Source organism: Pseudomonas sp. SJZ103 (genome assembly GCF_007828335.1).
Classification (GTDB): Bacteria; Pseudomonadota; Gammaproteobacteria; order Pseudomonadales; family Pseudomonadaceae; genus Aquipseudomonas.
In genome coordinates this window covers 24,660-50,734 of record NZ_VIUN01000011.1, presented here as the reverse complement: position 1 = coordinate 50,734, position 26,075 = coordinate 24,660, and the positions used below count along the sequence as shown (strand labels likewise).

At 59.6% G+C, this 26,075-nt stretch carries 19 protein-coding genes; 9 read left to right on the top strand and 10 right to left on the bottom strand.

All coding sequences use genetic code 11. The annotated features are described in order from the left end of the window. Nucleotides 1-75: 75 nt before the first annotated feature. The 5 genes from FBY10_RS21695 to FBY10_RS21675 all read left to right on the top strand — a co-directional run bounded on the left by FBY10_RS21695 (nucleotide 76) and on the right by FBY10_RS21675 (nucleotide 6,643). Nucleotides 76-3,573, top strand: coding sequence for a response regulator (locus FBY10_RS21695; protein WP_131696250.1), 3,498 nt, complete (start codon nucleotides 76-78; stop codon nucleotides 3,571-3,573). Further along, entirely contained in the window at nucleotides 3,574-4,404 is an 831-nt protein-coding gene (locus FBY10_RS21690) for a protein-glutamate O-methyltransferase CheR (protein ID WP_371920987.1), read from the top strand. After that, nucleotides 4,401-5,000, top strand: a complete 600-nt coding sequence (locus FBY10_RS21685; protein WP_145337816.1) for a chemotaxis protein CheB — start codon at nucleotides 4,401-4,403, stop codon at nucleotides 4,998-5,000. Before FBY10_RS21690 ends, FBY10_RS21685 begins: the two co-directional genes overlap by 4 nt. Next, complete coding sequence (locus FBY10_RS21680; RefSeq protein WP_131696252.1) at nucleotides 4,994-6,187, top strand: hybrid sensor histidine kinase/response regulator; 1,194 nt, start codon at nucleotides 4,994-4,996, stop codon at nucleotides 6,185-6,187. The genes FBY10_RS21685 and FBY10_RS21680 overlap by 7 nt, the downstream gene beginning before the upstream one ends. Before the next feature lie 78 nt (nucleotides 6,188-6,265). Continuing rightward, nucleotides 6,266-6,643, top strand: a complete 378-nt coding sequence (locus tag FBY10_RS21675; RefSeq protein WP_057703059.1) for a response regulator — start codon at nucleotides 6,266-6,268, stop codon at nucleotides 6,641-6,643. 101 nt (nucleotides 6,644-6,744) lie between these two features. On the opposite strand, the gene FBY10_RS21670 is transcribed toward FBY10_RS21675, so the two are convergent. From FBY10_RS21670 to FBY10_RS21650, 5 genes are all read right to left on the bottom strand, one after another. After that, complete coding sequence (locus FBY10_RS21670; protein WP_178116781.1) at nucleotides 6,745-10,956, bottom strand: YopT-type cysteine protease domain-containing protein; 4,212 nt, start codon at nucleotides 10,954-10,956, stop codon at nucleotides 6,745-6,747. A gap of 312 nt (nucleotides 10,957-11,268) precedes the next feature. Continuing rightward, nucleotides 11,269-12,903 carry an ATP-binding protein gene (locus tag FBY10_RS21665; protein ID WP_221461895.1) on the bottom strand — a complete coding sequence of 545 codons (1,635 nt, stop codon included), beginning with the start codon at nucleotides 12,901-12,903 and terminating at the stop codon, nucleotides 11,269-11,271. A 44-nt stretch (nucleotides 12,904-12,947) separates the two neighbouring features. Further along, nucleotides 12,948-14,450 (bottom strand): ATPase domain-containing protein, encoded by a 1,503-nt coding sequence (locus FBY10_RS21660; RefSeq protein WP_131696255.1) that lies wholly within the window; start codon nucleotides 14,448-14,450, stop codon nucleotides 12,948-12,950. A 111-nt stretch (nucleotides 14,451-14,561) separates the two neighbouring features. Next, on the bottom strand, nucleotides 14,562-15,617 hold the full coding sequence (locus FBY10_RS21655) for a tetratricopeptide repeat protein (RefSeq protein ID WP_145337819.1): 1,056 nt from the start codon (nucleotides 15,615-15,617) through the stop codon (nucleotides 14,562-14,564). A gap of 70 nt (nucleotides 15,618-15,687) precedes the next feature. After that, nucleotides 15,688-16,581 carry a bestrophin family protein gene (locus FBY10_RS21650; RefSeq protein ID WP_131696643.1) on the bottom strand — a complete coding sequence of 298 codons (894 nt, stop codon included), beginning with the start codon at nucleotides 16,579-16,581 and terminating at the stop codon, nucleotides 15,688-15,690. Between the two features lie 200 nt (nucleotides 16,582-16,781). Between FBY10_RS21650 and FBY10_RS21645 the strand changes: the two genes are divergently transcribed. The 4 genes from FBY10_RS21645 to FBY10_RS21630 are packed head-to-tail and all read left to right on the top strand — an operon-like array spanning nucleotide 16,782 to nucleotide 20,671. Continuing rightward, on the top strand, nucleotides 16,782-17,549 hold the full coding sequence (locus FBY10_RS21645) for an SDR family NAD(P)-dependent oxidoreductase (RefSeq protein ID WP_145337820.1): 768 nt from the start codon (nucleotides 16,782-16,784) through the stop codon (nucleotides 17,547-17,549). Between the two features lie 12 nt (nucleotides 17,550-17,561). Next, complete coding sequence (locus FBY10_RS21640) at nucleotides 17,562-18,746, top strand: acetyl-CoA C-acyltransferase (protein WP_145337821.1); 1,185 nt, start codon at nucleotides 17,562-17,564, stop codon at nucleotides 18,744-18,746. A 12-nt stretch (nucleotides 18,747-18,758) separates the two neighbouring features. After that, the gene (locus FBY10_RS21635; RefSeq protein ID WP_131696259.1) at nucleotides 18,759-19,886 is read left to right on the top strand and encodes an acyl-CoA dehydrogenase; all 1,128 of its coding nucleotides are present in this window, start codon (nucleotides 18,759-18,761) and stop codon (nucleotides 19,884-19,886) included. 11 nt (nucleotides 19,887-19,897) lie between these two features. Beyond that, nucleotides 19,898-20,671 carry an enoyl-CoA hydratase gene (locus FBY10_RS21630; RefSeq protein ID WP_145337822.1) on the top strand — a complete coding sequence of 258 codons (774 nt, stop codon included), beginning with the start codon at nucleotides 19,898-19,900 and terminating at the stop codon, nucleotides 20,669-20,671. 73 nt (nucleotides 20,672-20,744) lie between these two features. On the opposite strand, the gene FBY10_RS21625 is transcribed toward FBY10_RS21630, so the two are convergent. From FBY10_RS21625 to FBY10_RS21605, 5 genes are all read right to left on the bottom strand, one after another. Next, complete coding sequence (locus FBY10_RS21625) at nucleotides 20,745-21,896, bottom strand: acyl-CoA dehydrogenase family protein (protein WP_145337823.1); 1,152 nt, start codon at nucleotides 21,894-21,896, stop codon at nucleotides 20,745-20,747. A 3-nt stretch (nucleotides 21,897-21,899) separates the two neighbouring features. After that, nucleotides 21,900-23,003 (bottom strand): enoyl-CoA hydratase/isomerase family protein, encoded by a 1,104-nt coding sequence (locus tag FBY10_RS21620; protein WP_145337824.1) that lies wholly within the window; start codon nucleotides 23,001-23,003, stop codon nucleotides 21,900-21,902. A 141-nt stretch (nucleotides 23,004-23,144) separates the two neighbouring features. Then, nucleotides 23,145-23,855 carry an HPP family protein gene (locus tag FBY10_RS21615; RefSeq protein WP_145337825.1) on the bottom strand — a complete coding sequence of 237 codons (711 nt, stop codon included), beginning with the start codon at nucleotides 23,853-23,855 and terminating at the stop codon, nucleotides 23,145-23,147. 168 nt (nucleotides 23,856-24,023) lie between these two features. Continuing rightward, nucleotides 24,024-24,179 (bottom strand): type VI secretion system contractile sheath small subunit, encoded by a 156-nt coding sequence (locus FBY10_RS31545; RefSeq protein ID WP_256663573.1) that lies wholly within the window; start codon nucleotides 24,177-24,179, stop codon nucleotides 24,024-24,026. A 271-nt stretch (nucleotides 24,180-24,450) separates the two neighbouring features. After that, the gene (locus FBY10_RS21605) at nucleotides 24,451-26,073 is read right to left on the bottom strand and encodes a glycosyltransferase family 39 protein (protein WP_145337827.1); all 1,623 of its coding nucleotides are present in this window, start codon (nucleotides 26,071-26,073) and stop codon (nucleotides 24,451-24,453) included. Between the last annotated feature and the right edge of the window lie 2 nt (nucleotides 26,074-26,075).

Below are 26,075 nucleotides of genomic sequence, written 5' to 3'. Positions count from 1 at the left end.
CATCACAAAACGTAGCCCTCTACCGCCACTTTGGGGCAAACTCCCGGGTTTTCCATACTTGGCCAAGGCATGCCCATGACTCCCGCGTCGTCTGTCGATGAAAAGAGCTTTCGTACACTGCTCAGCCGAAACGTAGCGTTGCCCCTGGGTGTGGGCGTGCTCAGCGCGGTATTTTTCGTCTGCCTGATCACCTATTTGCTGTCAGTCATCCAATGGGTCGAGCACACCGACCGGGTGATCAATAACCTCAACGAATCATCTAAAATGACGGTGGACTTGGAAACCGGCATGCGCGGTTTCCTCATCACCGGTGACGAGCACTTTCTCGACCCGTACGAAGTGGCTAAGCCGCGGATCATTGCCGACCTGCGCAACCTGCAAGAGCTGGTGGCGGATAACCCACAGCAGGTGGACCGTCTCAAGCGCCTGGAAGCGTTGCAACTGGAGTGGAACAAATACGCCCAGTCAATGATTGATATGCAGCGCCAGAGTGGGGACTACCGCGGCGCGGTGAAGGCCGGCCGTGGCAAGCGCCTGACCGATGAGATCCGCAAGGAATACGAAGATGCGGTGGCGATGGAGCAGCAGTTCCGCATCACGCGCAATCAAGAAGTCACCCGCACCACCGTTATCAGTGTCACTTTGTATTTGGCGTTCGTGTTGGGGTTGAGTGGCTTCCTGGCCTATATAGGCCGTAAGAATTTACTCGCTCTTTCAGGTAGTTATAGCGCAAACCTCGCGTCACAACAGAAGATCGCACTGCGCTTGGAACAACAAGCCTGGCTACGCAATGGCCAGACCGAATTGGCCGAGCAAGTCCTTGGCCAACTGACCCTCAACATGCTGGGCCGCAATATCCTGCAATTCTTCGCCCAGTACATGGGCTCGGCGGTGGCGGCGCTGTATGTGCGTGAAGAGCACGGCGGCCTCAGGCGCGTGGCGACGTATGGCTTCTCCCGGGAACAGGAACAGCTTGAACAGGCTATCTACAGCGACGAGGGGATCGTGGGCCAGGCCGCCCAGTTGGACCGGCTGATTCGCCTTGATGATGTGCCGGTCGACTACTTCAAGGTCAGCTCCGGCCTCGGCGAAGGCTCGACCCGTAGCGTGCTGGTGGTGCCCACCAGCGATGACGACCGTGTCAATGGTGTGATTGAGCTGGGCTTCCTGCGACCGCTGGAAGAGCGTGATGTAGAACTGCTGGAGCTGATCGCCGGTAATATCGGCACGTCAATCGAAGCGGCGCGCTACCGCCAACGCTTGCAGGAAGTGCTGGCCGAGACCCAGCAACTCAACGAAGAGCTGCAAGTGCAGCAGGAAGAACTGAAGACCGCCAACGAAGAGCTCGAAGAGCAGTCGCGCATCCTCAAGGAATCCCAGGCCCACCTGGAAACCCAGCAAGCCGAGCTGGAGCAGACCAACGAGCAACTGGCCGAACAGACCCAGACCCTGGCCGAGCAGCGCGATGCCATGGACCGCAAGAACGTCCAGCTCAACCAGGCCCAGCTCGAGCTGGAAGACCGCGCCGATGAGTTGCAGCGTTCCAGCAAGTACAAGTCCGAATTCCTCGCCAACATGTCCCACGAACTGCGTACACCGCTGAACAGTTCGTTGATCCTGGCCAAGTTGCTGGCGGAAAACCCCCAGGAAAACCTCAGCGCCGAACAGGTCAAGTTTGCCGAGTCGATCTATTCGGCCGGCAACGACCTGCTCAACCTGATCAACGACATCCTCGATATTTCCAAGGTAGAAGCCGGCAAGTTGGAAGTGCGCCCGGAAAACTCCAGTGTGGCGCGCCTGGTCGATGGCTTGCGCGGGATGTTCGAACCGTTGGCCGCTGACCGTAAGCTGGGCTTCCAGGTGGAGGTACAGAACGGTGCGCCGGTGATGCTGTTTACCGATCGCCAGCGCCTGGAGCAGATCCTCAAGAACCTGCTGTCCAACGCGGTCAAGTTCACCGAGCAGGGCGAAGTGAGCCTGTCGGTGTCCCGTGCGCCGGGCGAGGGCATTGCCTTTACCGTGCGTGATTCGGGTATCGGTATTGCGCCGGACCAGCAGGAAAGCATCTTCGAAGCTTTCCGCCAGGCCGATGGCACCACCAACCGCCGTTACGGTGGTACCGGCCTGGGCCTGTCGATTTCCCGCGACCTGGCCGCGTTGCTCGGCGGCTATATCAGCGTGACCAGCGAGCCCGGCAAAGGCAGCACCTTTACCCTGGTGCTGCCGGAGCAGTATGTCGAACGCGAGGAAGATGCCGCGCCGATCGAGCAACCGCGTCAGGTCGTTGCCGCCCCCGCGCCCAAGCCCATCGCGATCTCACCGCTGCCGGTAGCCGACGCCAAGCAGATCCCGCGGTTTGCCGACGACCGCGACAAAGCGCCGTTCACCAGTCGTTGCATCCTGGTGGTGGAGGATGAACCGAACTTCGCGCGCATCCTGTTCGACCTGGCCCATGAGTTGGGTTACCAGTGCCTCGTGGCCCATGGCGCGGACGAAGGCTACAGCCTGGCCGAGGAATACATCCCCGACGCGATCCTGCTGGACATGCGCCTGCCGGACCATTCCGGCCTCACCGTGCTGCAACGCCTCAAGGAGCACGCCAACACCCGCCACATCCCGGTGCATGTGATTTCCGTGGAAGACCGCGTCGAAGCCGCCATGCACATGGGCGCTATCGGCTATGCGGTAAAACCCACCACCCGCGAAGAGCTCAAGGACGTGTTTGCGCGTCTGGAAGCCAAGCTGACCCAGAAGGTCAAGCGCGTGCTGCTGGTGGAGGACGATGACCTCCAGCGCGACAGCATTGCCCGCCTGATCGGCGACGATGACATCGAGATCACCGCCGTGGGCTTCGCCCAGGAAGCGCTGGACCTGCTACGCAACAACGTCTACGACTGCATGATCATCGACCTCAAGCTGCCGGACATGCTGGGCAACGAGTTGCTCAAGCGCATGGCCACCGAAGATATCTGCTCGTTCCCGCCGGTGATCGTCTACACCGGCCGCAATCTCACCCGTGATGAAGAGGCCGAATTGCGCAAGTATTCGCGCTCGATCATCATCAAGGGCGCCCGCTCACCGGAGCGCCTGCTCGACGAAGTCACACTCTTTCTGCACAAAGTCGAATCCCAGCTGTCCCATGACCGCCAGAAGATGCTCAAGACCGCCCGCAGCCGCGACAAGGTTTTCGAAGGACGCAAGATCCTGTTGGTGGACGACGATGTGCGTAACATCTTCGCCCTGACCAGCGCCCTGGAGCACAAAGGCGCCGTGGTGGTGATCGGCCGTAATGGCCGCGAAGCCATCGAGAGACTCAATGAAGTCGACGATATCGACCTGGTGCTGATGGATGTGATGATGCCGGAGATGGACGGCTACGAGGCCACCGCCTTGATCCGCCAGGACCCGCGCTGGAAGAAACTGCCGATCATCGCCGTGACGGCCAAGGCCATGAAGGACGATCAGGAGCGTTGCCTCGCGGCGGGCTCCAACGATTACCTGGCCAAGCCGATCGACCTGGATCGCCTGTTCTCGCTGATTCGCGTATGGCTACCCAAGATGGAACGCATTTAAGTGGAGCAACGTTTTTTGGAGAAAAGCAGCGATATTGAGCTGCGCCTGTTGATCGAGGCGATTTACCTCAAGTACAGCTACGACTTTCGCGACTACTCCGGCGCGTCGGTCAAACGCCGCGTGGCTCATGCCTTGCGCCAGTTCGACTGCGCCACGATTTCGGCGCTGCAGGAGCGGGTGTTGCATGACCCGGCAGCGTTCATGCAGTTGCTGCAATTTCTGACGATCCCGGTGAGCGAGATGTTTCGCGATCCCTCGCACTTCCTGGCGATCCGCCAGGAAGTGGTGCCGCTGCTCAAGACCTACCCGTCGATCAAGATCTGGATCGCCGGTTGCAGCACTGGGGAGGAGGTGTACTCCATGGCCATCCTGCTGCGTGAAGAGGGCTTGCTGGAGCGCACGATCATCTACGCCACGGACATCAACCCGGCGTCCCTGGATAAAGCCAAGCAGGGCATTTTCTCACTGGAAAATGTGCGGGCCTACACCGCCAATTATCAACAGGCCGGGGGGCAACGATCATTTGCCGACTACTACACGGCGGCCTACGATTACGCAATCTTCGACAAGACGCTGCGCGAGAACGTGACGTTTGCCGATCACAGCCTGGCGACCGACAGTGTATTCTCAGAAACTCAATTAATTTCATGCCGTAACGTATTGATTTACTTCAATAAAAAGTTGCAGGATCGAGCATTCGGGTTGTTTCATGAGTCGCTGTGCCATCGCGGCTTCCTGGTGCTGGGCAGCAAGGAAACCCTGGATTTTTCCGCCTACAACAAGCAATTCGAACCCTTGGTCAAACAGGAACGGATCTACCGAAAATCATGAGCGACGTTGCAGCCAACCCGATTCGCGGGATTGAAGCCATCGTCGTCGGCGCTTCCGCCGGCGGCGTCGAAGCGTTGCTGAGTATTTTCAGCGAACTGCCCGAGACCTTCGGCCTGCCGATCATTGCGGTCTTGCACCTGCCGGATGAGCGCCGCAGCCAACTGGCGGAAGTCTTTGCGCGGCGCTTGCCCATCCCCGTGCGCGAAGCGCGGGACAAGGAGGTAATCGATGCAGGCACGCTTTATTTCGCCGGACCCGGCTATCACCTCTCGGTAGAGCATGACCGCAGCCTGTCCCTGAGCCAGGAAGACCGGGTACACCATTCCCGGCCGGCTATCGATTACCTGTTCGCCTCGGCCGCCGACGCCTATGGCAAGGGGCTGCTGGCGATTCTCCTGACCGGCGCCAACCACGATGGCGCCCACGGGCTGGCCCATGTCAAGCACTCGGGCGGCACCACCGTGGTACAGGACCCCAGTGAAGCTCGGATCGCCGTGATGCCGCAGGCGGCCCTGGCCTTGCATATACCCGACCATATTCTGACTTTGAGCCGCATTGCCGCATTGCTGGCTTCCCTGGAATCCTCCCCATGTTAAGTACTGTCCAGGCCAAACTGCTGATCGTCGACGATCTGCCGGAAAACCTGCTGGCCCTCGAAGCGCTGATCAAGCGCGAGGATCGCCAGGTCTTCAAGGCATTGAGCGCCGACGAGGCCTTGTCCCTGTTGCTGGAGCACGAGTTCGCCCTGGCGATTCTTGATGTGCAGATGCCCGGCATGAACGGGTTCGAGCTGGCCGAACTGATGCGCGGCACCGAAAAAACCAAGAACATTCCGATTGTGTTCGTCAGCGCCGCAGGCCGTGAGCTCAATTACGCCTTCAAGGGCTACGAAAGCGGCGCCGTGGATTTCCTGCACAAACCGCTGGATATCCACGCGGTGAAGAGCAAGGTCAATGTGTTCGTCGACCTGTACCGCCAGAGCAAGGCGATGAAACTGCAGGTGGAAGCGCTGGAGCGCAGCCGTCGCGAGCAGGAGCTGTTGCTGACGCGCCTGCAGGCCACCCAGGCCGAGCTGGAGCAGGCAGTGCGCATGCGGGACGACTTCATGTCGATCGTCGCCCACGAAGTGCGTACGCCACTTAACGGCCTGATCCTGGAAACCCAGCTGCGCAAGATGCACCTGGCGCGGGATAACGCCGCCGCGTTCACCCTGGACAAGATGCACGCCATGGTCGACCGCGACGAGCGTCAGATCCAGAGCCTGATCCGCCTGATCGAAGACATGCTCGACGTCTCGCGTATCCGCACCGGCAAATTGTCGATTCGCCCGGGGCGCTTCGACCTGACGCAACTGGTAAGCAACCTGGTGGAGAATTTCGCTCCGCAAGTGGCTGCCGCCGAATCGTCGATGCAACTGGTTGCCGGTGGACCCGTGGTGGGCAACTGGGATGAGTTCCGTATCGAGCAGGTGATCACCAATCTGCTGACCAACGCCTTGCGCTACGGGGCCAAGAGCCCGGTGGAGGTGCGCGTGTACAGCGAACATGGCGAGGCCCGGGTCGAGGTGCGCGACCATGGGATCGGCATCAGTGAAGCGAACCAGAAGCGTATCTTCCAGCAGTTCGAACGCGTGTCCGCCAGCCAGGTATCAGCGGGCCTGGGCCTTGGGCTGTTTATTTCAGAACAGATCATTGCAGCCCACGGCGGCACCATCGAGGTCGAGAGCCGGATAGGCGAGGGCGCGTTGTTTCGGGTGTGCCTGCCCCTTGAACAGTCGGCATGAAATCAATCGTCACCCCGACGCAACCTCTGCGTGACCCCATGGTCGTAATTGCAGCAATTGACCGGACAAAGGCTTCCCATGAGTGAAGATGCACAAGATGTCGTTCTGATCGTCGAGGACGACGAATCCATTATGTTTGTGCTGGGTGAGTACCTGGCCGGCCTGGGGTATCGGGTGTTGAAGGCGATCAACGGGGAGCAGGCCTTTGAAATCCTCGCCACCAAGCCGCACCTGGACCTGATGGTCACCGACTACCGTTTGCCCGGTGGGATTTCCGGCGTGCAGATCGCCGAGCCCGCGCTCAAGTTGCGCCCGGAATTGAAAGTGATCTTTATCAGCGGCTACCCGCAGGAAATTCTCGACTGCAACAGCCCGATCACGCGCAATGCGCCGATCCTGGCCAAGCCGTTTGATCTGGATACGTTGCAGGAGCATATACAGCGGTTATTGGCCTGATGGCGGGTCGGCGTCGAAAGTCCGACGCCGCTGCTTTCGCTTTCATAGGTTCAAGGTGTCAGTTTTTTCCTATTGGCATTGAGCGTAGGATGAGAGGTGCTTTAGCTCACCATAAATGCCGGCGGTATGTCCCCTTTGACATAAAAGACCTCTAACTCCTGCCCGTTCAATTTTTCAACGGCTTGCAGAAGGGTTGCTTTAGTGATTTTTTTATCCCCGACCAGTCTTTCCCCGTCTTTAAGAACGATATCGACCACCGTTCGAAATGCGTTCGGGTCTTGGGTGGTGTCGACAGTAAAGACGGGCACCTTCTTAGTGGGTGTTGAGTACTGAGTGGCAAAACTATTGGCTTTGGCCTTGCTCGCGCTGAATGACATGACTTCACCGCCACTGCCTGATGTTCTTGCCGTATGTTGGATAATCGCAGCCAGATAGTCGTCGCCGGAAGAGTCCGTTCCCGCTGCACGCCTGAGGCCGGTCGCGAGAGTATCCCCGGTAGCTGTATGCCCTCGAAATATTTGGGTTGGGACAGCGAAGTCAAATTTCTTCAATTCCTCAAGGGTTCGGACACTCGCCTTGGTCCCGGGGGTGGCAAGACGTTCATTGAGTAAACGAACCATGAACTTTTCAGCACTTCTTTCGCTGTCTGGTCGGATGGCGAGTCGTGCGTCATACAGCTTTTTAACATCCGTACTCAGCACACTATTTGTTCGCTGCCACGCATCAGTATGGTCGAAGACCTTGAACTCCAACTTAGCGGGGTCAGTACTATGAGTCACGTAGCCTGGCTCCAGTTTCTTGTCGCGAGTCAGTTTCTCCAGTGCCTTTTCCATGTCCTGTGCATTGGAAAATTTCGCAAGCCCATGATTAGGGTCATAGAAGTAGAAGCTCTTTCCTGTGTCATCAACCCTTACGCCAGCCGCCATGGCGTGACCAGGAGAGTCGATCATTATTGACTTGGATACGCTGGCGTCGGCCAGCTCATTCACGATGCCTTGAACCGTCTCCTGACGCACCGTCTGTTGAGCATGAAAAGCACTTCGCGCGCCGACTTGGGTTTGGATCTTGCTCAGTTTGGCAGTAAATTCTCTGGAGGCCGGATCGGCCGGGTAGGCCGCTGCACTGAGCATGTTCTTGATCAATAACCGTTCTTTGCCTTCTGCCATGGCGTCCGCCATGACACGTGACAGCGCGGCACATTGGCCATTGGACAATTGCCCGGTCTTGGAAAGGTATATGACTTGAGGCATAGGTATTACGCTGCCGAGCCCTGGTTCTATGGCATCGATAAAACGAGCTGAGCCAACCCGACCGATTTGGTAAGAGAGATCGTCGAACCGCTTGAGCAGCATCCCGACCTCCTTGGCGGTAAGGTTTTTATTGCCAGCCAAGGTTATGATATCTGCGGGCTTCATGGAATTGGAGAACCCTCTGATAGTTTGGGGGTTTCCTGATTGGTATCCGCTTTCAAACTGAGCTTTTTGCGGTCCAGTGCGATGGTCGTTAACGGTCTTTTTCCAGCTTTTGACAACGGCCTCATCGAGTGTCTTTCGGGGGCTGTCCGCAGTCGCCCATTTCCCGAGTTCTGCCATTTGGTTCTGCAGCGAGGGCAAGAAATCCTCCAGCGGTGCGCCATAAGGTTTTAGTGACAAGGGATCAAGTGCGTACCACTTGTTATCTTTGAACGCTGCCGCACCCTCCATAACTTCGCCTTGATACTTGAAGGTACCCATCGACACGCTGTCCAGGCCGTTAGGAGCATTGAGCAAACTGCGGCTAGACATCTGTAGGGAATGAACACCGTCAGAGAGTGACGATGCTGCGGATCTCGCACCTTTCGTCAACAAGCGCGTCAGGTCCGCCACGTCAGCAAAAAGATTGGCGTCTTTAAGCACGGCGCCACCGAATTTCTTGACGCCTGTCAGTAGCCTCATAGCCGTTGTTTTACTGGTTCTGTTAACAATGCCGCTGCCTTTGGCGCCAGGATTATAAAGCGCTATCAGATCCAGCATTGCATCGCCGATGGCGTCGTCCCATTTACCCTCAATCGCGTGTTCGATAGCGGATTTGAACGGAATAATTACATTCAGAATGTCGTTGCTGAGTTTATTGTTTTTCCGGTACCGCTTCTCAAAGTTTGTTTCACCTGAAGCATTTGCCTCGAAACTGTCCTTGTCGCTGAAAAAATGCTCGCTGACGGTCTTGGCAATCGCATCGGTCTTCGCGGTAAAGAACGTCTTGAGTGGGGCAGTTGTCGAATTCGGTTCGTCGGCGCCGGAGGTGACTGACGCGGGCTGGATCTTGACCCGATCAATAATGACGGGGACTTTTGGCGGTGGTAGGCCTCCATTCCCGATCCCATACTTATCGAGGTCAAACGGCAGCCGTTCAAACCCTTCGATATATTTATCGCCGTCTACCCCACGGAAGATACGGGTTGCACCGATCGGCAGATCGTCAGGCAGGTCGGTTTTTTTGCGAATAGTCTGATCGCTTACAGAAAACTCATAGTAGGTGGATTTCTCGCCACGCACCGTTTTAAACAATATGCAATCGCGTCCAATTTTTTTGTATTGTTTTTGACCGATATCATCTTCTCTATCCTCATACAGTGGTAGGCGAACGGAGTAAGCCGTTAATCCCCCGAATCCAAAGTTTTTTCGGTCTTCTAAAGGGAGTCGTGAAATTTGATTCTTTATACGCGAGGTAAAGGCTTTTTTTACCCCGTCGAAATAAGGCGTGAACGTTTCTTTAAATACTTCTTCGATATCGGGAAGCTCAACGAATTTAGGCTCGAGTTTTTTTAGTAGCTCCTTGTCAAAATCAGACCTGAGCGTATCGGCCTTGAGCCGACCCGACATATATAGATCAATAATCGAGTATGCTGTGCCACCTCTGTTTTGGCGGCCCAGCTTGATGAATTCTTTCTCGAGAGGGACGTGATCGCCCAGTACTTTTTTGAGTTCGGCTTCTGCCAAGGCTTTTCTGGTCGGCAGCGGTGAGGAGAACACCGCGAGGCGTGTACTCAGTTCTGTTATCTGCTCGTTGAATTTGCTCCGCGTGTGCTCAATCGCTGCTGGTTCGTAGTTGTCATCGTCATCCTTAATGAGAAAACCATTGACGATACCCCAGTCAACCATGGCGTTGCGTTCAGCAAGGGCGGCGTGCACCGATTGGCGCTCGCTGACCGCAGAGGTGTTGCCGAACTCGATCACTTGGTCAAATGTCATGGTCGCCGCAGTACCGGGCGCCTGTTGCTCAATGCGCGAAACGGCAGCACTGAACACAGCCCACTCGTTGGAACCGTACACCAGGTTCTCGGGCAACTGTTTGACCAGAAACTGCGGCGCGACCCGCGAGAGCAGCAAATAACCCCTCACGTCAGGGACATTGGCGTTTTCACGTTCTAGATGGTCATTGACCGCCGCGATGATCGCCGAAGCGGGTTTGCCCCAATTGTCGGGCTGGTTCAGGTCATAGCCTGCGATACGGTTGCGCTGTGTTTCGGGCGTGATGCCCAGTTCCAGTGCCACCGCTGTCATCAACCATTCATTGACACTGGTTGTGGTTGAAATGCCCTGCAGTTCGGCTTCCAATTTCTGACCCAGTGCCTGCGCCTGGGGGTTTGCGATCAACTGTTCGAGTACCTTGCGAGGGGTTACGGGTGATTCTGTGTTGGTGACAGCGTGTATGATCAAGGACTGAATGCTGGTATTAGCTGATTCGTTGACGATAGCGCGCACGCGGTCTTGCTGGAATTGAGCCAGGGGTACCGTCCGACCCAGCAGCCCCCCGAAATCACCCAACGCAGACGGTGCGGGCAATGGCATGGCAATTTTCTGGGTCAATCGCAAGGTCTCTTGCCAACTGGTGGGTAACGGCAAACCCAGCGCCTGGATGTATCGTTCGGCGCTCATGCTTTGCCCTTCGAGAAGGTTGTTCTTGCGCGCAATGTAAGATTCTGGTGGCAGGGTTATCTGCAACGATCTAAGCCGCCGTTCAGTGCCATAGTATTGATGTTTCTGCAACTCACCTGTTTTAGTCAGGCCATCGATAAGTGCTTGTAGGCCAATGGCATCGGCCGCCGTCATCGAATTTTTTTGCAGAGGTGGTGGCAACTGATTCTGGACACTTTGTTGGGCGAGAAGCGATCTTTGCCCGATACTCCGAATAGATCGTTGATTACGTATCGGATCGATGTCCCACTCGGAAGAAGATTCAGCAAGAGGCGCATGGGACGAGGCGGAAGTTGATGTTTGCGGGGTGCTCTGAAGATGCTGGCGGGGAAGAGTAACGCTATCGGATGAAATCATGAGGGGCATTCTCTGAGAGGCAAATGAACATACCCCGGGTGTTATAACTGCGCCCGCGGTTTAACACTTGGTATTGGTATTAGCCTCTAACGTTCCAACTCTACCCTTTGCCGGAAGTTACTAAATGCGCTGGGCGCCGATACAAAGGTGACTCACCGACGGCACTTGAGTATTACTTCCTGTATCTAAAAGTAAAACTTCAGACATTGCAGGTCATTAACGAAGTTTTCAATGAACCAAATTCGTCGCCTTCAACGTAAATAGCCTGTCAGCGGGCCCGGTCGAGACCCAGCGTTTCGCTTGACCTGCGCCTCATTCACTGGCCTTTATGTGAGTCATCTCCCGCACCTTCGCCGTCAACAAGTCAAAGGTAAAGGGCTTGGTGATCAATTGCATCCCCGGGTCCAGGAAACCGCCCCGCACCGCCGCATGCTCGGCATATCCGGTAATAAATAACACCTTCAGCTCGGGGCGAATCTGCCTACCGATCTCTGCCAGTTGTCGCCCGTTCATCCCAGGCAAGCCTACGTCGCTGATCATCAGGTCAATGCGCTGGCTGGATTCGATAATCGGGAGTGCGCTATCGGCATCGCCGGCTTCGACAAACGCGTAGCCCAGTTCGCTCAGTACCTGGCTGACCAGCACGCGCACCGCCGGGTCGTCCTCGACGATCAGCACGGTTTCACCGGTATTGGCGACAGGCAGCAGCGCCGGGTCCAACGGCCTGTCCTCGCTGATTTCACCGATATAGCGCGGCAGGAACAGACTCACCGTGGTGCCTTTGCCCACCTCGCTGTGGATGGTGACATGCCCGCGTGACTGGCGCGCGAAGCCGTAGATCATCGACAGGCCCAGGCCGGTGCCCTGGCCGATGGGTTTAGTCGTGAAGAATGGGTCGAATACCCGGCCAATCAGGCTTTCAGGGATGCCGCAGCCAGTGTCGCTGACGCTCAGTTCCACATAGTCGCCCGGCGTGAGCGTGCCGTAGGCGGCAGTAAACACGCTGTCCAGATGGCGGTTACTGGTGTCGACCGTCAGCCGCCCGCCCCCCGGCATCGCATCCCTGGCGTTGAGTGCGAGGTTGAGCAGGGCACTTTCCAGTTGATTGGGGTCGGCTTCGGCGGTCCACAATTGGCTGTCCAGGCGCATGTCCAAGGCGATGCTTTCGTTGAGACTGCGTTGCAGCAGCTCGCCCATGGACGTGACCAGTTCGTTGATCTGTACCGGCTTGGAATCCAGCGACTGGCGCCGCGAGAACGCCAGCAAGCGGTGGGTGAGGCCGGCGGCGCGGTTGGCGGAGGTCACACCGAGGTCGATCAGGCTGTCGAGGTCATCCAGCTTGCCACGGGACACACGCCTTCGCAGCAGTTCCAGGCTGCCGATGATGCCGGTCAGCATATTGTTGAAGTCGTGGGCGATGCCGCCGGTCAACTGGCCGACGGCTTCCATCTTCTGGGATTGGCGCAAGGCTTCTTCATTGCTGCGCAACTGCGCCGTGCGTTCTTCGACTTGCTGCTCCAGCGTCTCAAGGGTGCGCTGCAGGCGCAGTTCGCTCTCGCTCAGGTCGATCAACCTGTCCCGTGCTTCATATTGGCGGCGCCGCCCACGCAGGGCTGCGCTCACCAGGCTGATCAACGTCACGGGGTGGAAGGGACGCTCCAGGAAGGTCACGTTGCCCAGCAAGCCGCTGAAGTGTGATGAGCCGTTGTGCTCGGTGCCACCATGGTGGGTCATTAACACGATGGGCAGGTCAGACCAGGCGGGCTGACGATGCAGATGCTCCAGCAGCGGCTCCAGGTCCGCGCCACGCAGGGCCTCGGCCGCAATGATCAGCATGCCGGCGCCTTGCTCCAGCGCTTCGCACAGCACCGTCAGGTTGCTGGCGATGATCCCGCTGTAACCGGCCTGGTTGAGCATCATCAGCGCCAGCGAGCCGTCACGGCCCATTGGCGCCAGCACGATTGCGCGTTCGGATATGGGTGGTACGGTCGTCACACGCCCTCATCCTTGAGCAAAGGGGAACCGGCGCCCATATAGGTCGGGATCCCACGCAAGACACCTTGGAAGTTATCCAGCGGTTCACCGACGGTCATGCCACGGCTGCCGATACGGTATTCGCGGATGGTCGACTCGTGGGCGCCGGTGCGTTTCTTGATGATCGAGATGGCGCGGCGGACCTTGCCCAGGGCCTCGAAGTAACGCAACAGGATCACCGTGTCGGCCAGGTAAGTAATGTCGACAGGCGCCTGCATGTCGCCGACCAGCCCGTGTTGTGCGACGGTCATGAATGTCGCTGCGCCACGGCGGTTGAGGTACAGCAGCAGTTCGTGCATATGCAGGATCAGCGCGTTTTCTTCCGGCATCGCCGCCTGGTAGCCGTTGATGCTGTCGATAACCACGGTCTTGATCCCGCGTTCATCCACGCAGCGGCGCACGCGGTGTGAGAACTCGCCGGGGGACAACTCGGCGGCGTCCACTTGCTCGATCAGCAGGTTACCGGTGGCTTGCAGGGCGGCGAGATCGATGCCCATGTTGCTCATGCGCTCGAACAGCAGGCCCAGCTCTTCATCGAAGATAAATAACGCAGCCTTTTCGCCACGGGCTACCGCCGCCGCGGCAAAGATCATCGAGATCAGCGATTTGCCGGTACCGGCCGGGCCGAGGATCAGGCTGCTGGAGCCGGTCTCGACACCGCCGCCCATCAAGGCATCCAGCTCACGAATGCCGCTGCTCAAGGTCTGGCGCGTGTAGCCACCGCGATGTTCGGCAGCTACCAGGCGCGGGAATACATGGATGCCGTCCTGCATGATGGTGAAGTCGTGAAAACCGCCACGGTATTTTTGCCCGCGATACTTCACCACCCGCACGCGACGGCGCTCGGCACCGTAGTTGGGGGTCAGCTCTTCGAGACGAACCACGCCGTGGGCCACGCTGTGCACGGTTTTGTCGAGGGATTCGGTGGTCAGGTCGTCGAGCAGCAGCACGGTAGCGTCATAGCGCACGAAGTAATGCTTGATCGCCAGGATCTGGCGGCGATAGCGCAGCGAACTTTGCGCCAGCAGGCGGATTTCCGAGAGGCTGTCGATCACCACGCGGGTCGGTTTGACCCGTTCCACCACTTCAAAGATCTGCCGGGTGGCTTCGCCCAGCTCGAGGTCGGATGAGTACAGCAGGCTCTGCTGATGCTCGGCATCCAGCAGGCTCTCCGGCGGGGTCAATTCAAAGATATGGATATTGTCGTCCAGGTCCCAGCCATGGGACTCGGCGCCCTGGCGCAACTCACGCTCGGTTTCGGACAGTGTGATGTACAGGGTTCGCTCGCCCTTTTTCGCCCCGGCCTGCAGGAAGTGCAGGGCGACCGTAGTTTTACCGGTACCCGGTTCACCTTCCAGCAGGAACAGATGGCTGCGCGATAGCCCGCCGCACAGAATGTCGTCGAGGCCCTCGATGCCGGTGGCTGCTTTTTCGCTTAACAACGCTTTGGATGTAGACAAGAAGTGCCCTCAGGTCACATACGAGTAGAGGATGCGCATCCAGGTGGACGTGCCATGTTCTCTTGACCGTAGCGCTTTGCGGCGGTTCAAACTGATGCGTGATTATTGCGCCTACAGGCCTTGCTGGAGGGCCGGATCGTCAGGGTTTTGCTGTTCGAGCTGGGCGAGCAGCACCTGCACATTCTGCAGTTGACCGCTTTCTTTCCAATAGTTGACCAGCAGCACCCGTGCCTTGCGATTGGCCGGATGGCGCTGGATGATTTCCTCCAATTGGCGCTGGGCGGCTTCCAATTCTTGCTGGGCGTGCAGGGTGGTGGCGAGGTCATAGCGATAATCCTGGTTGTCCGGCTCCAACTCCACCGCCTTGGACAGACCCAGCAGCGCATAGGGACGCTCGCCGTGGTGCAGCAACCACATGCCGAGGGCGTGCTGCAGGTAGGCCGACTCAGGATGCGCCGCCAGTTGCCGTGCCAACAGTTGGCGGGACTCGTCGGTCTTGCCTTGTTTATCCAGCAGTTCGATCTGCGCCACGACCGCTTGCAGGTTGTCCGGCTGCAAGCGCATGGCCTGTTCCAGGGCGTTTTGTGCGTCTGGCAGCAGGGCGCTGTGAATGTACAGGCGCGCCAGTTGAATCCAGCCTTCGGCGGTTTCGGGCTCGGCCTTGAGCTTTTTCACGAACTCGTCCAACACCTGCTGCAACGGCCCGAAGTACAGGCCCAGGGTGTCTGGCGACAGGCCGAGCAAGGCGTTGGCGGCGGTGAAACGCACGCTTTGTTCGGGGTCATCCAGCACTGGGCCGAGCAACAGCGTGCGCTGGCCGGTGGGCACCAGGCCGACGATGCTGTGGATGGCGGCCTCGCGCACCAGCGGCGATTCGCTGCTGAGGTCCTTGTCCGCGAGCTTCAAGGCTTGGGGGCTGGGGTAGTTGGGCAATTCGGCATGCAAGGCGGCGCGGCGCTCGGGTGACAGGTCCGGCCGGCCCAGTTGCTGATACAGCACACGCGCGGCGCCCGGTTCACCGTTATGTGCCTGTTTCAGGGCTTTGGAGTAGCCATGGGCAATGGCGGGAGGCACGGCCTGGGTGGTGCGGGAGAAATACCAGGTGATCAGCACAATCAACAACAGGGCGCACAGGCCGACGATGGAGTAACGGCGTGACTTTGACATGCAGGTGTCCGAAAGCTGAAGAAGCAAAGTCGCAAGCTTCGGTCAGACCACGGCAGGTGTCAAACCCGTGTCAGGTCAGCACGTATTCCACCGGTTCCAGGGCCGGTGGCAGGTCGGTTTCGCCGAGGGCGGCGAGCAGCTCACGCTCCAGGGTGCGCAGGATCGCATTGCAGGGCAGGTCGTTTTCGTCAAAGCCGAAAGGGTCTTCCAGGTCGTCGCCGATTTCATCGAGGCCGAAGAAGGTGTAGCTGACGATGGCGGTAAACACCGGCGTCAGCCAGCCCAGGGGTTCGGCCATGGCGAACGGCAAGAGAATGCAGAACAGGTAAATGGTGCGGTGCAGCAGCAAGGTGTAAGGGAAGGGCAGCGGCGTGCTTTTGATTCGCTCGCACGCGGCCTGTACCTGGCTGAGGCTGACCAGGCGGGTTTCCAACTGGGTGTAACGCCATTCGCTGATGGCGCCTTGCTCGGCCAAAGCGGAAAATCGCGCGCCGAGCTGTTGCAGCACCCGGTCAGGGAGGTTGGGATGACTCGCTTCCACGCTGGCCCACGGCTTTATCGCCCGGGCTTCGTCTTCGTGGCGCAGACGCGCGACCAGCCCGTGGGCGAAGCCGCCCAGCCCCCGCAGCAAGCGCCCACGCTCCGCGGGGTCAGTGAGCACCTGGGTCTCGCGAATCAGCGAGCGCACCTCGATGATCATCTGCCCCAGTTGCTTGCGGCCTTCCCACCAGCGGTCATAGCAGGCGTTATTTCGAAAACTCATGAAGATCGACAGCGACAGCCCGAGCAACGTAAAGGGTGTCGCGTTGACCTTGGAGAAATACGCCGGGTGCAGGGTTTCCACCAACACGATCACCGACGCCAGCAGCGTGACCAGCAGGCTACGCAGGGCGATGCGCTTGGCAATCGAGCCCTTGAGCGAAAACAGGATGCCCAGCAGGTTCGGTTTGGGACGTACGATCATCGGTGGGCGGACTTCTTCGGTGGCGCAGGCTCTCAGGTTAGGAGCTTGCAAGCCGGGCGTCCAATCGCTTGGACTGACCGGCCGATCAGCGCGGTCGATGATTGGCCAAACCAGTCAGCCATGTTGAAGGCTTTGACCATTGCTGCCGTAGCGTGGCAGAGCGACTATTTCGACGATACCGACCGTTCAAGGAACCAATAATGCAGATTGAGAACAAGATTTTTCTGGTCAGCGGCGGCGCTTCCGGCCTTGGTGCGGCCACCGCAGACATGCTGGTCGCGGCCGGCGCCAAGGTCATGCTGGTGGATTTGAATGCCGACGCCGTGGCGGCCAAGGCCAGGCAGCTCGGCGACAACGCCCGCAGCGCAGTGGCGGATATCAGCCAGGAAGCCGCTGCCGAAGCCGCCGTGCAGGCAACGGTCGCGGCGTTTGGCGGTTTGCATGGTTTGGTCAACTGCGCGGGGGTGGTGCGCGGTGAAAAGATCCTCGGCAAGAGTGGCCCCCACGGGCTGGCCAGCTTTGCCCAGGTGATCAACGTCAACTTGATCGGCAGCTTTAACTTGCTGCGCCTGGCGGCAGCGGCCATCGCCGAAACTGAAGCGAACGCCGACGGCGAGCGCGGGGTGATCATCAACACCGCGTCGGTGGCTGCGTTCGACGGGCAGATCGGGCAGGCTGCCTATGCGGCTTCCAAAGGCGCGATAGCCAGCCTGACCTTGCCCGCCGCACGGGAGCTGGCGCGCTCCGGCATTCGCGTGATGACCATCGCCCCAGGCATTTTCGAAACCCCGATGATGGCCGGCATGACCCCGGACGTGCGCGACTCCCTGGCCGCCGGCGTGCCGTTTCCGCCACGCCTGGGTAAGCCTGTCGAATACGCCGCGCTGGTGCGGCACATCATTGAAAACAGCATGCTCAACGGCGAGGTGATCCGTCTCGACGGTGCCTTGCGCATGGCGGCCAAGTAAGGAGGATTACCCATGAATGATCCCATCGTGATTGTCAGTGCCGTGCGCACGCCCATGGGCGGGTTCCAGGGCGACCTCAAGGGCCTGACTGCGCCGCAACTGGGCTCTGCCGCCATCCGTGCGGCGGTCGAGCGTGCCAGCATCGCCGCCGACGCCGTGGATGAGGTGTTGTTTGGGTGCGTGCTGCCCGCCGGCCTGGGCCAGGCGCCTGCGCGTCAAGCCGCCCTGGGCGCCGGGTTGGACAAATCCACGCGTTGCACCACCCTCAACAAAATGTGCGGCTCGGGCATGGAAGCGGCGATCCTGGCCCATGATTCGCTGCTGGCCGGCAGTGTCGACGTGGTGATCGCCGGCGGCATGGAAAGCATGTCCAACGCGCCCTATCTGTTGGACCGCGCCCGCAGCGGCTATCGCATGGGCCACGGCCGCGTCATCGACCATATGTTCCTCGACGGCCTGGAAGATGCGTATGAAAAGGGCCGCCTGATGGGGACCTTTGCCGAGGAGTGCGCGCAGCTGAACGGCTTTAGCCGTGAGGCGCAGGATGCGTTTGCCATCGCTTCGCTGACCCGTGCGCAGGAGGCAATCACCCATGGCAGTTTCGCCGCCGAAATTGTCCCGGTACAGGTCACCGTCGGCAAAGAGCAGAAAACCATCCTGCATGACGAACAGCCCCCCAAGGCAAAGCCGGAAAAAATCCCCAGCCTCAAACCGGCGTTCCGCGAAGGCGGCACGGTGACGGCGGCCAATTCCAGTTCGATTTCCGACGGCGCGGCAGCATTGCTGCTGATGCGTGAGTCCGAGGCGCAAAAGCGTGGGCTCAAGCCGCTGGCGGTGATCCATGGGCACGCGGCTTTTGCCGATGAACCGGGGCTGTTTCCGGTGGCACCGGTGGGGGCGATTCGCAAGTTGATGAGCAAGACCGGCTGGAGCCTCGACGAGGTCGATCTGTTCGAAATCAACGAAGCCTTTGCCGTGGTCAGCCTGGTGACCATGAGCAAACTGGAAATCCCCCATGCCAAGGTCAATGTCCACGGCGGCGCCTGCGCCCTGGGCCACCCGATTGGCGCGTCCGGCGCGCGGATCCTGGTCACGCTGCTTTCGGCCCTGCGCCAGAAAGGCCTCAAGCGTGGCGTCGCCGCCATTTGTATTGGCGGTGGTGAAGCCACGGCCATGGCCGTCGAATGCCTGTATTAAGGACCTACCCCCATGCTGCCCAATGACGAACAACTGCAAATCAGCGACGCGGCCCGGCAATTTGCCCAGGAACGGCTCAAACCGTTTGCCGCCGAGTGGGACCGCGAACATCGCTTTCCCAAGGAAGCCATCGGCGAGATGGCCGAACTGGGCTTTTTCGGCATGCTAGTGCCGGAACAGTGGGGCGGTTGCGACACGGGTTATCTGGCCTACGCCATGGCCCTGGAAGAAATCGCCGCCGGTGACGGCGCCTGCTCCACCATCATGAGCGTGCACAACTCGGTGGGCTGTGTGCCTATCCTGACCTTCGGCAACGATCAGCAGAAAGAGCACTTCCTCAAGCCCCTGGCCAGCGGCGCCATGCTCGGTGCTTTCGCCCTGACTGAGCCGCAAGCCGGTTCGGATGCCAGTGGCCTGAAAGCCCGCGCGCGCCTGGACGGCGACCATTACGTGCTCAACGGCTGCAAACAGTTCATCACCTCCGGGCAAAACGCAGGGGTGGTGATTGTGTTTGCCGTCACCGACCCGGCAGCGGGCAAGCGTGGCATCAGTGCGTTTATCGTGCCTACCGATTCGCCGGGCTACAGCGTGGCCCGTATCGAGGACAAGCTCGGCCAGCATGCCTCCGATACCTGCCAGATCCTGTTCGAGGATGTGAAGGTGCCGGTGGCTAACCGTCTTGGGCAGGAGGGCGAAGGCTACAGGATCGCCCTGGCCAACCTTGAAGGCGGTCGCGTCGGCATCGCCTCCCAGTCGGTGGGCATGGCCCGTGCCGCCTTTGAGGCGGCGCGCGATTATGCCCGGGAGCGCGAAAGCTTCGGCAAGCCAATCATTGAACACCAGGCCGTGGCTTTTCGCTTGGCCGACATGGCCACGCAAATCGCCGTAGCGCGGCAGATGGTGCATTACGCCGCCGCCCTGCGTGACAGTGGCAAACCAGCGCTGGTGGAGGCCTCGATGGCCAAGCTGTTCGCCTCGGAAATGGCTGAGAAAGTCTGTTCCGCAGCCTTGCAAACCCTCGGCGGTTACGGTTACCTGAGCGACTTCCCCCTGGAGCGGATCTACCGCGATGTGCGGGTCTGCCAGATTTATGAAGGCACCAGCGATATCCAACGCATGGTCATCTCACGCAATCTCTAAGGAGCCGATACATGAGTTACGAAACCATTTTGCTCGAAATCCAGGGCCGCGTCGGGCTGATCACTCTCAACCGTCCGCAAGCCCTGAACGCCTTGAATGCACAGTTGGTCAGCGAATTGAACCAGGCGCTGGATGGCCTGGAAGCCAACCCGGAAATCGGCTGCATCGTATTGACCGGCTCGAAAAAAGCCTTCGCCGCTGGCGCCGACATCAAGGAAATGGCCGAGCTGACCTACCCGCAGATCTACCTCGATGACCTGTTCAGTGACAGCGACCGCGTGGCCAACCGCCGCAAGCCGATCATCGCCGCCGTCAACGGCTTCGCCCTGGGCGGCGGTTGCGAACTGGCGCTGATGTGCGATTTCATCCTGGCCGGTGACGGCGCCAAGTTCGGCCAGCCGGAAATCAACCTCGGCGTGCTGCCGGGCATGGGCGGCACCCAGCGCCTGACTCGCGCGGTGGGCAAGGCAAAAGCCATGGAAATGTGCCTGACCGGGCGTTTTATCGATGCGGTGGAAGCCGAGCGCTGCGGGATCGTGGCGCGCATCGTGCCGGCCGATGAACTGCTGGACGAGGCACTGAAAGTCGCCACGCTGATTGCCGGCAAGTCGGTGCCGATCAGCATGATGGTCAAGGAAAGCGTGAACCGTGCGTTTGAAGTGAGCCTGTCCGAAGGCGTGCGCTTTGAGCGCCGAGTGTTCCATGCGGCGTTCGCGACGCAGGATCAGAAGGAAGGCATGGCGGCGTTTGTGGCCAAGCGTGCACCGGAGTTCAAGGATAAGTAAGCGATCCTTCAAGCACTGAAGATCAAATGTGGGAGGGGCAAGCCCCTCCCACATTGGTTGTGTAGTGTGTCAGTTAGAGTTGGTAGTGCTTGAGCTCTCTGGCAATCACCATCCGCTGGATCTCGCTGGTCCCTTCGTAAATCTGCGTGATCCGCGCATCCCGGTAGTAACGCTCCACCGGGTAATCCTCCAAGTATCCGTAGCCGCCATGGATCTGCATCGCACTCGAGCAGACTTTCTCGGCCATTTCCGACGCAAACAGCTTGGCCTGGGACGCTTCCGATAGGCAGGGCTTGCCGGCACTGCGCAGGCGCGCCGCGTGCAGGATCAGTAAACGGGCAGCGTTCAGACGGGTTTGCATATCTGCCAGCAGGTTCGCCACGCTTTGGTGCTCGATGATCGGCTTGTCGAACTGCATCCGGTCGCGGGCATAGGCCAGCGCCGCCTCAAAGGCCGCACGGGCGATGCCCAGCGCCTGGGCGGCAATGCCGATGCGGCCGCCTTCGAGGTTGGACAGGGCGATGGCCAGGCCTTTGCCGCGCTCGCCGAGCAGGTTGGCCTCGGGCACGCTGCATTGGTTGAGGGTGACTGCGCAGGTATCCGAGGCCCGAATACCCATCTTGTGTTCGGTGCGATCGACTACAAACCCTGGGGTGTCGGTGGGGACTAGGAACGCGGAAATACCTTTCTTGCCCAGGTCCGGGTCGGTTACGGCAAATACAATCGCCAGCTTGGCGCGCTTGCCGTTACTGACGAACTGCTTGGCGCCATTGATCACCCACTGGCCATCGCGCAGTTCGGCCCGGGTGCGCAGGTTGTGGGCCTCGGAGCCGGCCTGCGGTTCGGTCAGGCAAAAGCAGCCAATCGCCTGACCACTGGCGAGGTCGGCCAGCCAGGTTTGTTTCTGTACATCTGTGCCGTAGTTGAGGATTGGCCCGCAACCCACTGAATTATGGATACTCATCAACGCGCCGGTGGCGCCATCACCGGCAGAAATCTCTTCCACCGCCAGGGCATACGCCACGTAGTCGACATAAGTGCCGCCCCATTCTTCCGGCACTACCATGCCCAAGAGGCCCAGCTCACCCATCTTCGCCACCAGGGCGTCGTCGATCCAGCCGGCTTTCTCCCAGGCTTGGGCGTGGGGGGCAATTTCGCCGCGGGCGAAGTCGCGCGCCATGTTCCGAATCATTATCTGTTCTTCAGTGTATTCAATGTCTTGCATGGCTTATTTCGCAACCTGCTCGAAGTGATGGAAGAAGCTGTCGACGTGGCTTTTGTCCAGTCCATGGAGCGTCGGCGGGTTCCAGCGAGGGTTCTTGTCCTTGTCGATGATCAGCGCGCGGACCCCTTCGATGAGGTCGCCGCGTTCGAACCATTGGCGGTCGAGGTGCAGTTCCAGGGCAAAGCACTGCTCCAACGGCAAGCGCCGGCCGCGTCGCAGCATTTCCAGGGTCACGGCCATGGCCAGGGGCGAGCGGGTGCGCATCAGGTGGACGGTGTTCAATGCCCATTCATGGCTGTCGGCGACCGTAACTTCCTGGAGTTGCTCGACGATGCTCGGAATGTCCGGCAGGCCGAAGAAGTGGTCGATAGCCGGGCGCAATTCGGCCAACGGCGGGTCGGGCAGCCGCTGCACGGCGAGCTTGGCCAGCACGCCTTGCAGATCCTTGAGGGGCGATTCGTGCCATTGCAGGCTATCGAGTTTCTGGTCGAGGCTGGCCAGCTTGGCGCTGTCCAGGTACCAGTTGGCCAAACCGCAATAGAGGGCGTCTGCCGCGTGGACCTGCACGCCGGTAACGCCGAGGTAAATGCCCAGTTCACCGGGAATACGGGGCAGGAAGTAGCTGCCACCGACATCCGGGAAATAACCGATCGCCACCTCCGGCATCGCCAGGCGGCTGCGCTCGGTCACGACACGCAAATCCGCGCCCTGCACCAGGCCCATGCCGCCGCCCAGGACAAACCCGTCCATCAGGGCCAGTACGGGTTTGCGGTAATGGTGGATGGCCAGGTCCAGCGCGTATTCCTCGACGAAGAATTCTTCGTGCAGGGTGTCGCCGCGTTTGAAACTGTCGTACAGGGAACGGATATCGCCGCCGGCACAGAAAGCCTTTTCGCCCGCACCGCGCAGGACTACGGCATGCACCTGTGGGTCGTCTGACCAGGACTGCAGTTGTTGCGTCAGGCGGCGGACCATGCCCAGGGTGAGGGCGTTCAAGCCGGAGGGGCGGTTGAGGGTGAGGTGGCCGATATGGTTGCGTACCTCGGCCAGTACGTCTTCCTCAAGGCTATTGGCACTGCTTGCTTCGCTTGAAACCTGAGCAGTCATCTATAACTCCCTGCTTTTATTGTTCTTTATCAAGATGTTCGTGTGCGAACACTCTCGTGAGAGTACCAGTGCAAATTTGCACAGTACAACCCGGAATCATGCAGGTCGTTTTTGCATTTATGCAGGGTTCCGGGCCTGGGCTCAGGTCACGCGACTTGCCAGCACTTCGCCAATACTGCGGCGCCGAGCGTGGGTTTCTGCGGCGTGGATCAATTGCTCCAGCTCCGTGGGTGCCACATCGTAGAACTGCTCCATCTCGGCCAGTGCCAATTTCAAGTCGGCAGCGGTAATGGCCGGGTCTCGTGCCGCCTTGGGGTCAGGCAGGATAGCCGTTGCAACCTCGGCAGCGCCCTTGGGATAGCGTGTTCGGGTGGCATTGTTGTAGGCCAGCGCGCAGGCCAGCAGGGCACCGGCACCGAGTAGTACAGCACCCAATTCGTGCCAGCCCAGGGCGGCGGAGGCAGGATCGGCTAATACCAGGGCCATGGCCAGGCCGCCGGCGGGCGGATGCAGGCAACGCAGCCAGCACATCAGCACCACGGCCATGCCAGCTGCCAGGCAAGCACCGCCCAGGGTGCGACCAAGGACGCGGGCCACCAGCAACGCCACGACACCGGCGCACAGGTAGCTGCCGATGATCGACCAGGGCTGCGCCAGCGCACCGGACGAAACCGCAAACAACAACACCGCTGAAGCCCCCAACGGACCGAGCAGGTGCAGCGCCACCTCCATGCCGAAGACCTGGGCGCAGAGCCATACACTGAATAATGTACCCAAGGCCATGCCAATCGCGGCACGGCTCCATTCGGCGGGGCGGGTATTGATAGCAGCGGGAAACCAGCGAGCGAGCATTGAAAAGAAATCCATAAACGGCGGGCAAAAAAAAGGCTTGTCTGGTTGCCCGGAAAAGCCCTTTGAAAGTTCCTGCATTCGGGGGAGGAACACTGCGCAGTGTGCCGTGCCAGATAGGTCAGCGCCAATGCATATTAATGAGGGTTAAATACAAAAATAATGAATTTATTACGAAGTGACAGCAGGATTGAGCTTGCCCAGTACGCGATTATCGGTTTCTTCATTGAACAAGTGCCTCTGCAGGTTCTCCTGCAGCGCTGGCTCGCCGGCGAGGGGACCTTTGAGTGCCACCAGGGCATTGCGCAGCCACATCAGCCGATCCAGCGGCGGAGCGGACAGGTAGCCGATATGCACTTCATCACGGGCCAGGGAAGTTGGGGTATCCGGTAAACGGTCATTTGGCACGGTTTGTCCTCTCGCGAAGTGAGCCGCGGTGCTGGCTGCGGCTCATAGCGTCCTTGTTGTTATCCATGGCCTGTGGCGGTAGACAGTTACCGCACGTGGCCATCGAGTTTACAGTTGGGTTTCAGACGCGGGAAAGTGAAATGACACCAGCCATTACGCATAGCTTCGTAGGATCTTTCTGCGTCGCAACTCAAGGTTGAGTGGCTTTGGCCAGGTACAGCAGCACATAGGGGTTTCGGTCGAACTCGCCGGTCAACGTTGGTGTGATAGAGGCAAATCGCGGGTCTTTGAGCCCTTCGAAATCCTCCTGGCTCATCACCAGCCATGCCGGCCCTCGTAACGGCGCCAGGTCAGAGGCTTGTCGGGTAAACAACGGCACCTGATCGCAGTCGAGGTTAACCATGAATTTGATCGCCTTGGCGTCTTTGCCCAAGCCGTGCAATACCACCGGGGCGCGCTGTTGCTGGACCTGCTCATGCACTTGGAGCGTAAAGGTGCGGGTGTCGTAGATGCTGCGTTCGAGCGGTTCGACCACTGCTATATACGTTGCCCACACCGCAAGGACGGCGGCAAGCGCCGGCCCCAACGGCCGTAGACGAGCCCTGAACAACGCCAGCAATGCCAAGGCTTGCAACAGCCCGAGCACGGCAAACACCGGCCCCAGCTGGCTCAACTGCTCCGGATAACGTGGCCGCGCGAAGACCAGCCCAACGATCAGCAGGCCTGGCAGCAGTGTCCAGACACCCAGCATCAGCCCGCGCAGCCATGCAAACAGACGACCTTCAACGACCTGGAACGGGTACGCCGCAATGATCGCCGCCATCGGCAACATCGCCAGCACATAGCGGGCCTTCTTTGCCTGGGGAATCGACAGGCCCAGCATCACCAGAAAGCCAGCGGCAGCGCAGTACAGCACCAGTTGCAACGCGGGCGTCGGTACGCGTCGCCGACCGACCGCGACCGCCAGCAGCACCAGCAGTGCCACGGGATAGGCGAGGGCGTAATTGCCCAGCGAGCTGGTGAAGTAGTACAACGCGCCGCTGGAGCCTTCACTGCCGTCCATCCGCCCCAGGAACTGCATGCGGATCACATCCTGCATGAAGCTCTCGCCGCCACTGAGCTTGGCCATCAGCAGCAGCAGGCCGACACAGGCCACCAGCAGCGCCAGGGCCAGCAGGCCGAAACTGAACAGTTGTCGCCATTGCCGGTTGATCAGGTAGTAGCTGCACAGCACGCCCGTAGGAATCACCAGCCCGATCGGCCCACGAATCGCAAAGCCAAGGATCAGCAGCAGGTACAGCCAGTGCAGGCGTTTCCCCCCGCCGAAATGGTCATGGGCATAACCGAGGTAGAACACCGCCAAGGCGATGGCCGCGAGCATCTGGTCGAGGGAAACCGCGCGGGTTTCACTGATGAAGGTACTGCTCAGCAACAGCAGCGCGAGGCTCAGCAGCCCCCAACGCTGGGAGTAGGGCGCCGTCAGGCGATACACCAGGGTGACGATCACTGCCGAAGCCATGGCCGTCGGCAGCCAGGCCGTGAGGCTGGTGACCTGGCCCAGGGGCAGCGACAACAGCCAGGTCATCAGCGTTGAGGTGGCGAGGTAATCAGCATACGGCTGCCCGTACGTGGTGGGGAAAAAGCCCGGCCCATGGCGCAGCATCTCCTGGGCAAACACCACGAAGCGTGAGTCGAAACCGATAATCGCCTGGTGCCAACTGCCGGCGATAAACAACAACAGCGCCAGCAATCCCAGGCCGAGGGATTGGCGGCGGATCGTTGGGCTGAGCAGGGACGACTGAGCTTTGTTCACGT

Coding starts and splice junctions, on each gene's coding strand:
- FBY10_RS21670 (WP_178116781.1), bottom strand. CDS start 10,956: ATGATTTCATCCGATAGCGTTACTCTTCCCCGCCAGCATCTTCAGAGC.
- FBY10_RS21615 (WP_145337825.1), bottom strand. CDS start 23,855: ATGCTCGCTCGCTGGTTTCCCGCTGCTATCAATACCCGCCCCGCCGAA.
- FBY10_RS21630 (WP_145337822.1), top strand. CDS start 19,898: ATGAGTTACGAAACCATTTTGCTCGAAATCCAGGGCCGCGTCGGGCTG.
- FBY10_RS21625 (WP_145337823.1), bottom strand. CDS start 21,896: ATGCAAGACATTGAATACACTGAAGAACAGATAATGATTCGGAACATG.
- FBY10_RS21675 (WP_057703059.1), top strand. CDS start 6,266: ATGAGTGAAGATGCACAAGATGTCGTTCTGATCGTCGAGGACGACGAA.
- FBY10_RS21645 (WP_145337820.1), top strand. CDS start 16,782: ATGCAGATTGAGAACAAGATTTTTCTGGTCAGCGGCGGCGCTTCCGGC.
- FBY10_RS21635 (WP_131696259.1), top strand. CDS start 18,759: ATGCTGCCCAATGACGAACAACTGCAAATCAGCGACGCGGCCCGGCAA.
- FBY10_RS21620 (WP_145337824.1), bottom strand. CDS start 23,003: ATGACTGCTCAGGTTTCAAGCGAAGCAAGCAGTGCCAATAGCCTTGAG.
- FBY10_RS21640 (WP_145337821.1), top strand. CDS start 17,562: ATGAATGATCCCATCGTGATTGTCAGTGCCGTGCGCACGCCCATGGGC.
- FBY10_RS21650 (WP_131696643.1), bottom strand. CDS start 16,581: ATGATCGTACGTCCCAAACCGAACCTGCTGGGCATCCTGTTTTCGCTC.
- FBY10_RS21655 (WP_145337819.1), bottom strand. CDS start 15,617: ATGTCAAAGTCACGCCGTTACTCCATCGTCGGCCTGTGCGCCCTGTTG.
- FBY10_RS21685 (WP_145337816.1), top strand. CDS start 4,401: ATGAGCGACGTTGCAGCCAACCCGATTCGCGGGATTGAAGCCATCGTC.
- FBY10_RS21665 (WP_221461895.1), bottom strand. CDS start 12,903: ATGGGCCGTGACGGCTCGCTGGCGCTGATGATGCTCAACCAGGCCGGT.
- FBY10_RS21680 (WP_131696252.1), top strand. CDS start 4,994: ATGTTAAGTACTGTCCAGGCCAAACTGCTGATCGTCGACGATCTGCCG.
- FBY10_RS21695 (WP_131696250.1), top strand. CDS start 76: ATGACTCCCGCGTCGTCTGTCGATGAAAAGAGCTTTCGTACACTGCTC.